Below are 11784 nucleotides of genomic sequence, written 5' to 3'. Positions count from 1 at the left end.
CGATTAGAAGCAAAGATTGCTATGACGGCGCGGGCACCGATGATATATTTCAATTCCACTCAGGTACGATTAGAAGTTCGGGCTGCTCGGGGTAGTAGAAACCCTGCCAGGATTTCAATTCCACTCAGTACGATTAGAAGCAAGAATAAAAGCGAAGTCGGCCACCCTGCGAGCTCAATTTCAATTCCACTCAGGTACGATTAGAAGCCGTGAAATTAGCACTAAAAAAGTGCCTTGAGATTGTCCCAAGGCACTTTGATACTCTTATTCTGGAATGAAAAATCGTCGATCGCCAATACTACGAAAAAGCCCGGCGATCGACGACGGTTCATTATCAGTCGCTTACGTGCCAACAAGGCGTTCTTTCCTGTTTCTACAACATGTCAATGAACAAGCTCGGCCAGACCGACGACATTTCCCCCTACAAAAAATTATCCGTCGACTGCCGTTCTACACCCACAATCTCCTTATCGAGCCACTTCTGGTCGCGGTTCTTGAACAGAATCAGGCTGTCTTCGTCCTCACGCATAATTCGCCGGGCTTCGTAAAGGAGTTCCTTTAGCTGTATCTCCGTCATCTCACCCTCGAAAACAGAATTCTGTATCCAGTTCAGGTACCGCCGACAGAGCTTCAGCATTTTGTTTTAAGAATAAAAGCGAAGTCGGCCACCCTGCGAGCTCAATTTCAATTCCACTCAGGTACGATTAGAAGGACGCTTATTTCGGAGGTTCGGTCGGTTCACCATTATTTCAATTCCACTCAGGTACGATTAGAAGCCGTGAAATTAGCACTAAAAAAGTGCCTTGAGATTGTCCCAAGGCACTTTGATACTCTTATTCTGGAATGAAAAATCGTCGATCGCCAATACTACGAAAAAGCCCGGCGATCGACGACGGTTCATTATCAGTCGCTTACGTGCCAACAAGGCGTTCTTTCCTGTTTCTACAACATGTCAATGAACAAGCTCGGCCAGACCGACGACATTTCCCCCTACAAAAAATTATCCGTCGACTGCCGTTCTACACCCACAATCTCCTTATCGAGCCACTTCTGGTCGCGGTTCTTGAACAGAATCAGGCTGTCTTCGTCCTCACGCATAATTCGCCGGGCTTCGTAAAGGAGTTCCTTTAGCTGTATCTCCGTCATCTCACCCTCGAAAACAGAATTCTGTATCCAGTTCAGGTACCGCCGACAGAGCTTCAGCATTTTGCCGACCCGCTTCTGCCCCATGTCATACACCAGGATTACGTACATGTTTTTATTGAGTGATTGAGTGGATAAGCGATTGAGTGAAAAGCTGCTCAATGAGTATGCACTCAATCACGCATTCGCTCATTCAAAATTAATTTACCACCAGGCCTTGAATGGTTTGTACTCCTCGATCCCCAGCAAATGCTTCTGAAGCTTGTAGCACTCCAGCTTGATCAGGTGTCGGTAACTCACGCTCCGACCCAGCGACCGGTGTTTGATCGTTTCCTTTAGCGCAGCATCGAACTCTTCCAGAAATCGTTTGCGGGCCGCTTCCTTCATCACACAGCCGCCCACCTCGACCCGAAAGTCCGACGCCTGTAGCTGCCGCTTGTTCACCATCCGAAAGATGAGCCGGTCGACCAGGATCGGCTTGAAAATCTCGGCCATGTCCAGCGCCAGCGAATACCGACGCGCCCCCGGCTCGTGCAGAAAGCTGATTGTCGGGTTCAGTTGCGTATGATAGATCATGCTCAGACAGGCCGTATAACAGAGCATATTCCCGAACGAAATCAGCGCGTTCAACTCGTTTTGGGGCGGGCGTTTGCTTCGGCCATCCAGACAGAATGTCTCCCCAACAATGGCATCGAAACAGCTATAATACGTCTGGCGGATGTTGCCTTCGAGGCCCATCAGCGTCGGTACGTCCGGGGCGGTCGGTACGCTCGCCAGCAGTTGCTCTACCGTGGCAACGGCCGTTTCCAGGTCTTTTTGCCGATTGTTGTAATACTTCAGCACCCGCAGGATGTTGCAGGCCGCCCCTTCGACAAACGTTCGGGCAATGGCGATCCGCTTTTTGGGCGACAGATAGTACCGGGTTTGCTCGACCTGCATTTTGCCCGCCAGCAAATACTCTCGGGGCATAAATGAACCGGTGTAATGCTCGTAATAGTCGAAGAAATGAACGGCAATGCCCTCCTTACCCAGAAAGTTATAGAGGGCCGAGTTGGCGTCCAGACTACCGAAGATATACAGGTCCGACACCTGCTCAACGGGCAGATAGCGCGGCTGGCCTTCATGACCGGCTTCGTCTACCGGCGTAAACTTCAACGTGTTATCCTTGCGGCTCAAGCGGCCGGCGTTGAAGAGGTATTTAGTCTGTTTCATTTTTTTACTCTTCCTCTATCCAGCAAAAATCAAAATAGCTGCACGACCGGCACCGGGACTTGGCCAGTCGGGGCGGACACTGTTCGCTGTCGACTATACGTTCAACTTCCCGAATCCAGTTTTCTACCATCGGTACGTCTTCATTCGTTAGCGCGACACGCTCAGTTTGGCGGAGTTTGGGATATTCGATCAGGCCGGTGGCTCCGTCGATGCCGTTTTTACGAAGCAGATACAGGTAAAACTGTACCTGAGCCACATGCGAATGCTCCAACTTATTGGACTTCTTTAGTTCGTGAACCACTTTATCATACGGGTCGTAGAAGTCGATTTTAGAGCCGTCGAGAATGATCTCGCGGTAACGTTCGGCACGCTGGGGGTAAGCCCGCTCGTGCAACTGCTTGCCTTCGGCTACGGCTTCGGAGGTGTGTTCCATCCGAATCTGGTGGGCATGGAGCCACAGTTTGCGATGGCAGAGGTGATAGTAGGCAATGAGGGTGGCGGTGGTGTGGGCCATGATGAACTAGCGATTCAGAAAGTACATCCGAAACTGTTCTAACTCGCCATTCTCGACCTCAAGGTATTTTTCAAAAATCTTGTTGCCCACCTGATGTCTGAGCGCCGAAATACCAACGTCGATGAGCCGTAGGCCGTTTTCGGTTAATAAGATGTTATCGAATGCCAACCCATCAAGGTCTGACGGGCGTTTTAAATCCCGATGGACAAACCCAGCCTTATGCAATTGCTGAAGCTCATCGGCAAAAACATCGAACCAGAGTTCGCGCCGTTCCACTTCATAGGCCCGGTAATCAATCGGCCGTATACGTTCCATGACCAGCATTTCGGCCTGTAGTTCCTCGTTATAATCGAGCCGGACAAACTGAACCACCAGATCGTTAATCTGATTAGCAAATTTCATTTTGTCGGCTTCCGAACCTATATCTGACCGCGTATCATCGACAAACAGCTTCGCCACCTCCGTATCCGAGAGGGCAATGACAGCATTATTAGCACCGGCGGAAAGTTGGCGGGGGTATTTCATGAGTATCTACAAGAATTGGCAGGGTATAAAACTTTACCCTGCCAACCAATATTACTTAACCTGATTCTCGTAATCAAATGCCGTCATCATCTCAACCAACTTTTCCTCCGCTTTTTCCAAAGCGTCAAAAGTTTCGCTATGCACCGGTATGTAAGCTGCACAGGCGAGTGTAACGAAAACGTCTGCACCCGGAATCGTTTCGTCTACGATAGGTTTGGCTTTGTTTTCGTCTTCTTCCATCAGTTTTGCTCGAATGGCCCCGGCAATTCGGTTGGCGTTATCGCTAATGGCAACCGCTAGTGTTTCTTGAGGGCTATAGGTACGAGCCTGATTTGTTGTTATACGCCAGTTTACCAACGCGTGAGCCAGAGCCGGAATAATTTTCTCGCGCCGTTCTTTCGGGCAAATAAGGCAGGGGCCGAAGGCATTTTTACCTTCTATCCAACCGGCTTCTTTTAAGCGTTCAATCGTAGCTTTTGAAACCTCAGGTTCAAAAGGGTTCATTGATACAGAGAAAAGTGTACGCAGGTCGATGGCAACATCGTAAACAAAAAAGCCTGTTGCCCGGCGGTTATCCGGTATCCATTTCCTTCGGAGACTCCGATCAGTCCCTACCAGAAAATTCTCAACCTCTTTATCAGTTAAAACCTGCCCAGACGCATTTCGAACGACAACCTTGTGAAGATGTGGTTTGTCGCTACGGTCAAAAGTAAGGTTCTCTCTATCCTGTGCCGTAGCCAATAAAGGGTGCAGTGGCCGCATGGCTGAAATAGAAAGTGGACTACGGCGCTTAATGGTTCGGCTTTCTCCACCTTGTTGAGCACTCATCCAACCACCAAGAAGTTGGTCGGCATAAGTTGGGTCACAAATTGACAATACTTCACCTTCGCCAAGTTGTTGTCGGTCATTAACATTAAAAACAAAGGTGGTAGGTGATTGCTCTTCTCCAAGCTTCGCATTCAATTCTTCCAGCATAGAACGTTTTACCTGCTGCCCACTGGAGTAGGGTAGGCTACGACCGAAATAAGGGTCACGGTATGTTTTTTGACCATCCTGTACAACAAAAACGGTGTGATCGGCACGGCGTAAAACTTTCAGATAGACAAAGGAATTCATAGTTAGTCAGTGTTTATTTTTTGATAAATGCGTAGCGGAAACGAATAAGTGTCATGAAGTATGGTACATTGTCATTGGGTAGAAAGTGAATGGTTTTACCCAATTCAAGAAAAGGCTCTTTGCTTTCAGCTTTTTCCGCAATTGTCGATAAAGCCGACAAAATGGGCTTTTGGAAACTGGCGCTCAGAAACGTTTTAATATCGTTAGTTCGATCCATTCGGCCTTTACCGGCTCCAGACTCGTAGGCAACTAAGGCCTGTGCGTATGCTTCGGCTTCATTCCAAAGCTCTTCATTGTTTAGCATGGCGATAACCCAGGTTATGTAAATACTGAAGGTAAGTGGTTGTGATTCGGTGTTTTTAGGGTATTTAGGAATTTTAGCCTCAGAATCTTTGCTGCCTATATAGGCCTGTACTCCTTTCGGCGCCATCGCTTTCAAGCCAATGATACCCATCTCACAGGCTTTCAGAAACCCGTATTCTGTTCCAAAAAGGTCTTCTATTTTTTCAGCCTCTAATTTTACTGTAGCTCCAAACAGTTTACGGAAGAGTGTTATCGGCCGTTTAATTTGTGGCAACACAAACGGAATAAAGCCAATAGAGCGGTTTGTTTGGCCGTAGCTATAAACGTAGCCCGTTAAGTTTTCGGCGGAGTAGTTGAGTGCAATGCCAGCTAAAACACGTAACCAGGTCTGGGTCTCCAGTCGTTCTCCTGCCTTATCTATAGGAGAGAATTCAAGTAAGGGATGCTCAGGGATAAAATCTTCACCTAGACAATGCGCCAACCATTGTCCATTCCAAGTTTCTATCTGACTACCTTTCAGCTTCGAAATCTTGTTCAGAAAACTCGTACGATAAATAGTCCAGCCCTCAAACAGTTTCATTAAAATGTCGGCATGGTTCAGGAAAATGCATAAACCACCCTGAACACCAATTCCAAGCCCTCCTCCAATCCACGACAGATATAATGTTTCAGGATCTAATGGAATTTCAAGGCTTGAAATTTGAGATGAAGTAGTAGCATATTCAACTACGTAAGTACCTTTACTATCATATTTATTCCCCGCTGGATACCCGATGGCCAATCCACCATGGGGTTTACCTTTTGCTATTTCAGATTTAAAATAACCAAAGACTTCTTTTCTCCTCTCGGGAATATGTTGCTTCTTCTCTACTGACGCAAGTTGAAAAAAAGGTGATCCATGTACCCATTGCATTATTTTTTCATCATCATAAAAAAGCGGAAAGAATATCTGTTCAAAGAATTCTTCGGCTGATAAGTGGCTCTTCTCCCGCGCATTATAAGCGTCGAGGAATGTTTTACCAATAGCAGATGCAATCATGGCAGGTTAGAGAAGGTTGTATTGACTGTCATAATTTTCAGGGATGCATTTATGCAGTTCCAGCCCCAACTCTACCGAGTAGGCTTTGTCTGGAATCACAAAGGGACTTGACCCCACTTGTTTAAGGCGGTCGAGCTTGCGGTAGGCTATCGAATTAAAATGAATCGGGATTTCGAGCATTGCGCGTTCCTCCGCCCGTGATATGCGGTAGCGCTCGACATCCTGCTCCCGAATGCACGTTACAGAGTCAATGTCGAGCAGATCAAGAAAAATGGATTTCTTATGATGAGTTAGCTCACGAATAATGAATTGACCATTCTGGAAAATCGTATGCTCGTCTATCGCAGTTGTATCGACCGTTGGGAAAACGACATCAATTTTTGCCTGCAGGTCACGTTCGTGCAGAATGTCCCCATCCGGCAAAATGTCGTAACTCCGTTTCAGTACGTCCAGATCATACGGGCGCGCGTCGGCTTCGATTTCTGGTGGTGCTAGCACATAAACAGACTTGAACTTGCCGATAGTATCCTGGGTTCGCTTGCGGTTTATTCGGCCAAAGCGTTGAATCAGTGCGTCAAGCGGTGCCGCTTCAGTTACCATCAGGTCAAAGGAAATATCCAGACTAACTTCTACAACTTGCGTTGAAACGACAATGCAGCCATTGGTTTTGTTGTTGAACGTTTCTTTCAGGTCTTTCTCCTTGTTGCTACGGTCAGTACGCATGAAACGGCTATGGATAAGCATCTTGTCAGCTTTAGGGAAAATCTCCTGTAACTGCCTAAAAATTTCCTGTGCCCGTTTTACCTGATTGCAGACAATCAATACTTTTTGTTTTTCTCCCAGTGCTGTCTTGATAAGTGGGATAGCCGCATTCCAATTAGAGAGCTTATGCACAAGATGGCGGTCAAACAGATTTAATTCGTCCGCTGGTAGTGCCACTTCTAACACCTTTTCGGGGCCACCAAGGATGCCTAAAAGTTGCTGGTATAGCACAGATGGCATGGTTGCTGTGCCGATATGAACCCGGCATCCCAAATGCACCAGCATTTCAACAATTTTTAGGATAATGGCTTTAGTGACATCCGTATACGTATGAATTTCATCCAGTATGATATCGCAACCGCGTAAATCGAGCATAAGCGCTTCGTAACCGCGAATTCCAAAAACCATACCGGCCATTTGATGCGGGGTAAGCACCTTGACTGCCGCCCCGACTTTATCCTGAATAAGCCGTTCTTCCAGCGCAATCCCGCTTTGGCTCAACACAACTTTTGATGCGCCATGCAATAGACGAATGTCCAGGTCGGGGTTATCACCTTTCAAATCCTCGGCAATTCGCCGGAACATGGCGTTTATGGATGCCTGAAAGGGCAAAGTGTAAAAAAAGCGCCCCCGGCATCGCCGAATCAGGTAATCCGTTTTTCCGGCCCCTGTGGGAGCAACCACAAGCGTGTGCAAGCGTGGGGCGCTGGCAGGTAAAGATGATAGGGGATGTAACGAACTGACCCGGTTATAAAACCGTAAATCAGGCATCTGGAATGACCGCAACACCTGACGTTCGGTTGCTTCAATTGCGGCAGAAGCAAATTCGTCAGCCGCCATTAACGCCCCCCTATATACGGACCAGCCAAGTTTTTTATGTGCTTTCTGACAATATGCAATAGCAAAGTCGAACGCTTCCTGTGCCTCGGCCAACGTGATAGGCTTCTTCTCGAAGTCTCCGAAACTTGCCAGCAAATTAATGGCTACAGGACTCCACTCTGCCCATTGTTGAGCGTGCATTTCGAAAACAACGCCCTCACCTTCTTCTTCCTCAAATTCATTCAGCAAATCGAGTAGCCCCTTTTTTCGGCCATCATTTTTAATGGATTTGTGGTGAGCAACAATCAGTTCCACGAGAGCAGGCCAATGTTGACGGTCAACCAACGGCAGAAAAAATAGTGACGTCAGTTCATGCCGAAACGGTTTCTGGTTTACTGGTTTTTGCTTTTGAAAAAGGCGCGCTTGAAAGATAGGGCTTGCTTTACCAATATCATGTAATAGGGCTGCTATACGCAACAATCGTTCGTCTAGCTTCCAGGCCCGGGCAATGCAAACGGCAGCAATAGCTACATGGATGAGATGATCACGTAACGTAGTACCTCCATTATCAGGACTTTTTGCATAAAGGGTTTTAGAAGCCATTTGTCTTTAGCGGATTTTGTGTGGATTCAATCCAGCCATACATGGGTGCGTTAGTAAAGCGGCTATAACCCACCAAAAAAGAGCCGGGTGCTTGCCCAAAACGGAGTTCAAAGCCATTTAACTCGCCAAATTGCTCTTCTGTCAGATGTAGAATATCTTCTGTTGGAAATAGTACATCTTCATTGCGGCACAGACAAATGTGCTGTACTGACGCACGTTGGGCATCATCTAATGAGTCAAAAGCCAGATATAAATTAGGGTATAACAGCACACCACGAACAAGTATTGACCGAGGACGTTGCAGCATTTTCTTCGCTTTTTTGTATTCCCAACCTAAGGTTTGAGTTTGCTCCATTTGGCCACTGAAGCCTGCATAAGTGAGCTTGTGTCGAGCTATTTTAGATATACCTTTCTCTTGCAATAATTCAGGGAATAGTTTTTTCTCTATACCCTCGATTATAGATGGTGTCAAAAATTGTTGACTGAAGGTGTGAATAGCATCAGGACTTCCACCATCCCGTACTGCCGTCCAGGGCTTGATAAAGCCAAAATGACCCTCGTACTTAACGACGTAGAATGTTTTCATAGCTTTCAGAGAAGTGCGCCAAAGCCAATACCGGTTGAATTGCCAATGCCAACGTTCCAGGCAAACGCTATCTGTTCGGGTGTGCCCTTGACAATGACGGGGCAGAGCGAGGCCTTGTTGCCGATATGTCGGTAATTGACTTTTTTAACTTTGGCCAACGGATATGATTTGTCGAAACGAACCTGAACCCCATCCCCAATAAGGCCTGCTTTTCGCAATTTGGTTTGTAAAGTCTGAGTCAGGAGGTCATCGACTTGTGGGTCAGTAAACACGAAATGCTTCTCTTCCTCTCCAATCTTTCGCTTAGCTAATACAGGGCATGCTACCTTGAAATAGGCCTCATCTCCAAACTCAGGTGTTTCCTGGAGTATGATTTCCCGCACTTCTAAACCAAAGTTGATAGATGGGTCGTCCTGAATACCACGCACAAGCTGTCGGATAATATCGTCGCTAAAGGAACTGATGAAAAATGAAGCTCCCTTCTGGAAATGAAGCCCCGATCCATTGCCTTTGCCACCTACAAGCCACGAAAACGAATACAGTGATTCAGAGTCGTGCAGATTATTAGGGCCAAACCACTTATGAATAGCCCCGACCAGATACTGCAAGTGGTCGTAGGGGACGGGTTCTTGATTTGGAGTGAGTTTTAAATGGATTCGCATATAGAAATTAGCTTAAAACAATTTTTGAAGAGTAACAGAAAACTTTAAATCCCCGCTCGTCTTTCTCCGCAATCACTACCGGCGACAGCGTTCGTAACCGAACCGTATCGCTTGTTATCTCAACCGGTACGGCTTCTACCCGTTCAATGATAAACTCTGTTCGGTGCTTCGGCGTGGCAATCACACAGCGCTGGTCCTGAAACAGGCCCATGATAAAATCCTGAGCGGCTTTGTCGACGTAAAAACTAACGATCCACTCTATATGGGGTGAGTTGACCCACATGCCGCCCGCTCGTACGTCCAGGCGGGCATTCGGCATAATCAGGTCCGAAAAGGTGAACAGCTTGAAGCGTCGGGTAGTCGAATAGACGTACCCCTGCTCGTGCAGAAAATGGGCGTACTGCTGATCGGCTTCGGCCAGCACGGCATAGATGAACGCACTCAGCCGATACGCGTAGTTGAACGGAACCAGCGTCTGGCGCTGGGTGGGGCGAAGGGTAAGTCGAAACTGCATGATGGTGGATAGAAATCGCATCGAGTGAGTAAACGGTTATCCCGAACCGGCATCGATGATTAGATTTACATGTCTGTAATGTTATGCCTTTGCTTTACCAGTTACAAGGTCATGTTAGTAAGCGGTTCAAAGGTCTCGTAGCATCGGGCAATCTATCTGCACGAAACTGTTTTTTTTATGCCTATTGTTAAAAATCGCCTTGACCGACTTCAGAAAATCAATGGTCGGCTCAACCGCTGGGGTGGACGGCCGGTACCCAAAGAAGAACTGATGCGGCTGTGTGGGGTCTCGGAGCGCACCCTGAAAGAAGACCTGCAATTCATGCGCGACGAGTACGACGCTCCCATCGTTTATCGGCGCAGCGAGGGGGGCTACTGCTACCAGACACCGTTCGATATGGCTATTCAGCTGCCGTTCAGCCATGAGGAGCTGGCCGCGCTCGAAACGGCGGTGGCTACGCTGAATCAGTTTAAGGAACTGGCTATGTTTCGCGATCTGGAAGGTCTGGTCGACAAGCTGGAGAAGGCGGTGCGGTTCCGGTTTTCGGGCTCGGCCGATTACCGGCACTACCTGCATTTCGAGTCGGTGCCGTACAGTCGGGGGAGTGAGTATGTAGCTTTTCTCTTACAGGCAATTCGCGACGAAACGGTCGTGACGTTCAGCCATCAAAAGTTCGACGCGCCCACACCCAGTACCCACCGGGTTTTTCCGTACCTGATCAAAGAACACCGGAACCGCTGGTACCTGATTGGCTACCAGGTCGACTATGGGTTGCTGCGGGTATTCGGCCTGGATCGGATCGTGCCGGGCAGTCTGGCCGTAGATCAAACCGCTCCGCACGTTGTTATCCCCGATTTTGATGCCGACAGTTATTTTCGGCATTCGCTGGGGGTGGCGGTATACGAAGACCAGGAGCCGGAAGCAGTGGTGCTGTCGTTCAGTCCGCAGCAGGGGCGCTACTTCCGGGCGCAGCCCTTTTTCCCGTTTGCAGAAGACGATGTGTTGTGCGATACCGAGCTTGAGTGCCGCATCCGGTTGCGGATGATTATCAACAAAGAACTGGTGTATGAACTGGCGCGGCTGGGCCCGGCGGTGAAGGTTCTTTCGCCCCCTCATCTGGTGGCGCAGCTGAAAACCTACCTCCAGGAATCGTTGCAGCAATACGCCGATTGATCCCCTTCAGAGCTTGTTTGGGGAAGATATCTGCTGACTTTAGTCGGCTCAAAGGGCTGCCTGAACACCCCCCAGCCCCCTAAAGGGGGAGAAAAACGGCGGGGTTAACTCCCCCTTTAGGGGGCTGGGGGGTGAAACGGTAGCGATTCGGGCTAGTGGAATTCACATCAACTCTTCCCCAAACAACCTCGCAGGGGCCGGTGGTACATAACTCTCGGCCGTTGCGGGGGTTTATGGAACATGAAAGAGCGAATCATTACCGAGACCCGGCAGCTGTTCAACCAGTTCGGGGTGAAATCCATCCGGCTGGAGGACATAGCCCAGCAGTTGGGCATCTCGAAAAAAACGGTGTATCAGTATTTCAGCAGCAAGGAAGACCTCGTCCGGCAGATACTGGAAAGCCAGCTGAATGAGAGCCTGCACGAAGCCAGTGCCATTCATACCCAGGCAACCGACCCGATGACGAGTGCGCTGCTGATCTGGGATCGGCTTATTCACTACAAACAGACCGTCAACCCGAACCTGCTGCGCGATATCGAGCGGCATTACCCGACCATCTGGACCTACTTTCAGACATTCCGAACCGAATACATCAACACCATTCTGCTGGCCAACCTGCGGGCGGGGGTCGGGCAGGGGCTGTACCGCACCGACCTCGACGAGACGACCATGGCCTGGCTGTGGCTCGAACAGAGTCAGTGGGACGTACCCCATGCCGGCGCTGAACTGGCCATCAAGCACCACTTCGTGCGGGGGCTGCTGACCCAGGCCGGGTTGGCCCTGTACGAACAGCACCGGCTGTAAATACAGAAG

The 11784-nt window shown here is 48.7% G+C and carries 13 protein-coding genes; 2 read left to right on the top strand and 11 right to left on the bottom strand.

The features are described from left to right. Positions 1-421 precede the first annotated feature (421 nt). The 11 genes from B1C80_RS07785 to B1C80_RS07735 all read right to left on the bottom strand — a co-directional run bounded on the left by B1C80_RS07785 (position 422) and on the right by B1C80_RS07735 (position 9798). A complete protein-coding gene (locus tag B1C80_RS07785; RefSeq protein WP_077920496.1) occupies positions 422-637 on the bottom strand; it encodes a CRISPR-associated endonuclease Cas2 in 216 nt (71 codons plus the stop codon). A gap of 353 nt (positions 638-990) precedes the next feature. Further along, entirely contained in the window at positions 991-1254 is a 264-nt protein-coding gene (gene cas2 / locus B1C80_RS07780; protein WP_077920495.1) for a CRISPR-associated endonuclease Cas2, read from the bottom strand. Between the two features lie 93 nt (positions 1255-1347). Further along, positions 1348-2355, bottom strand: a complete 1008-nt coding sequence (gene cas1b, locus B1C80_RS07775) for a type I-B CRISPR-associated endonuclease Cas1b (RefSeq protein ID WP_077920494.1) — start codon at positions 2353-2355, stop codon at positions 1348-1350. Positions 2356-2359: 4 nt separating this feature from the next. Continuing rightward, positions 2360-2869, bottom strand: a complete 510-nt coding sequence (cas4, locus tag B1C80_RS07770) for a CRISPR-associated protein Cas4 (protein ID WP_077920493.1) — start codon at positions 2867-2869, stop codon at positions 2360-2362. A gap of 6 nt (positions 2870-2875) precedes the next feature. Then, positions 2876-3394 (bottom strand): hypothetical protein, encoded by a 519-nt coding sequence (locus tag B1C80_RS07765; RefSeq protein ID WP_077920492.1) that lies wholly within the window; start codon positions 3392-3394, stop codon positions 2876-2878. Between the two features lie 51 nt (positions 3395-3445). Continuing rightward, positions 3446-4510 carry a CRISPR-associated protein Cas7 gene (locus B1C80_RS07760; protein ID WP_077920491.1) on the bottom strand — a complete coding sequence of 355 codons (1065 nt, stop codon included), beginning with the start codon at positions 4508-4510 and terminating at the stop codon, positions 3446-3448. Between the two features lie 13 nt (positions 4511-4523). Next, on the bottom strand, positions 4524-5852 hold the full coding sequence (locus B1C80_RS07755; protein WP_077920490.1) for a hypothetical protein: 1329 nt from the start codon (positions 5850-5852) through the stop codon (positions 4524-4526). Between the two features lie 6 nt (positions 5853-5858). After that, positions 5859-8036: a CRISPR-associated helicase/endonuclease Cas3 gene (locus B1C80_RS07750; RefSeq protein ID WP_077920489.1), complete on the bottom strand. Its 2178-nt coding sequence runs from the start codon at positions 8034-8036 to the stop codon at positions 5859-5861. Then, a complete protein-coding gene (locus tag B1C80_RS07745; RefSeq protein ID WP_077920488.1) occupies positions 8026-8622 on the bottom strand; it encodes a hypothetical protein in 597 nt (198 codons plus the stop codon). The genes B1C80_RS07750 and B1C80_RS07745 overlap by 11 nt, the downstream gene beginning before the upstream one ends. A 5-nt stretch (positions 8623-8627) precedes the next feature. Further along, positions 8628-9284, bottom strand: coding sequence for a CRISPR-associated endoribonuclease Cas6 (cas6, locus tag B1C80_RS07740; RefSeq protein ID WP_077920487.1), 657 nt, complete (start codon positions 9282-9284; stop codon positions 8628-8630). Between the two features lie 7 nt (positions 9285-9291). Then, positions 9292-9798 carry a hypothetical protein gene (locus B1C80_RS07735; protein ID WP_077920486.1) on the bottom strand — a complete coding sequence of 169 codons (507 nt, stop codon included), beginning with the start codon at positions 9796-9798 and terminating at the stop codon, positions 9292-9294. A gap of 177 nt (positions 9799-9975) precedes the next feature. On the opposite strand from B1C80_RS07735, the gene B1C80_RS07730 reads away from it, so the two are divergent. Both B1C80_RS07730 and B1C80_RS07725 read left to right on the top strand, forming a co-directional pair. Next, on the top strand, positions 9976-10971 hold the full coding sequence (locus tag B1C80_RS07730; protein ID WP_077920485.1) for a YafY family protein: 996 nt from the start codon (positions 9976-9978) through the stop codon (positions 10969-10971). Between the two features lie 240 nt (positions 10972-11211). Further along, on the top strand, positions 11212-11775 hold the full coding sequence (locus B1C80_RS07725; protein ID WP_077920484.1) for a TetR/AcrR family transcriptional regulator: 564 nt from the start codon (positions 11212-11214) through the stop codon (positions 11773-11775). Positions 11776-11784: the final 9 nt, after the last annotated feature.

This window comes from Spirosoma sp. 209 (genome assembly GCF_002006735.1).
Taxonomy (GTDB): Bacteria; Bacteroidota; Bacteroidia; order Cytophagales; family Spirosomataceae; genus Spirosoma; species Spirosoma sordidisoli.
The sequence above is the reverse complement of the archived record's forward strand: the minus strand, read 5'-3'. Positions and strand labels throughout refer to the sequence as shown.

Excerpts from the sequence above, each read along its gene's own strand:
- B1C80_RS07785 (WP_077920496.1), bottom strand. The coding sequence starts at position 637 with ATGCTGAAGCTCTGTCGGCGGTACCTGAACTGGATACAGAATTCTGTT.
- cas2 (WP_077920495.1), bottom strand. The coding sequence starts at position 1,254 with ATGTACGTAATCCTGGTGTATGACATGGGGCAGAAGCGGGTCGGCAAA.
- cas1b (WP_077920494.1), bottom strand. The coding sequence starts at position 2,355 with ATGAAACAGACTAAATACCTCTTCAACGCCGGCCGCTTGAGCCGCAAG.
- cas4 (WP_077920493.1), bottom strand. The coding sequence starts at position 2,869 with ATGGCCCACACCACCGCCACCCTCATTGCCTACTATCACCTCTGCCAT.
- B1C80_RS07765 (WP_077920492.1), bottom strand. The coding sequence starts at position 3,394 with ATGAAATACCCCCGCCAACTTTCCGCCGGTGCTAATAATGCTGTCATT.
- B1C80_RS07760 (WP_077920491.1), bottom strand. The coding sequence starts at position 4,510 with ATGAATTCCTTTGTCTATCTGAAAGTTTTACGCCGTGCCGATCACACC.
- B1C80_RS07755 (WP_077920490.1), bottom strand. The coding sequence starts at position 5,852 with ATGATTGCATCTGCTATTGGTAAAACATTCCTCGACGCTTATAATGCG.
- B1C80_RS07750 (WP_077920489.1), bottom strand. The coding sequence starts at position 8,036 with ATGGCTTCTAAAACCCTTTATGCAAAAAGTCCTGATAATGGAGGTACT.
- B1C80_RS07745 (WP_077920488.1), bottom strand. The coding sequence starts at position 8,622 with ATGAAAACATTCTACGTCGTTAAGTACGAGGGTCATTTTGGCTTTATC.
- cas6 (WP_077920487.1), bottom strand. The coding sequence starts at position 9,284 with ATGCGAATCCATTTAAAACTCACTCCAAATCAAGAACCCGTCCCCTAC.
- B1C80_RS07735 (WP_077920486.1), bottom strand. The coding sequence starts at position 9,798 with ATGCAGTTTCGACTTACCCTTCGCCCCACCCAGCGCCAGACGCTGGTT.
- B1C80_RS07730 (WP_077920485.1), top strand. The coding sequence starts at position 9,976 with ATGCCTATTGTTAAAAATCGCCTTGACCGACTTCAGAAAATCAATGGT.
- B1C80_RS07725 (WP_077920484.1), top strand. The coding sequence starts at position 11,212 with ATGAAAGAGCGAATCATTACCGAGACCCGGCAGCTGTTCAACCAGTTC.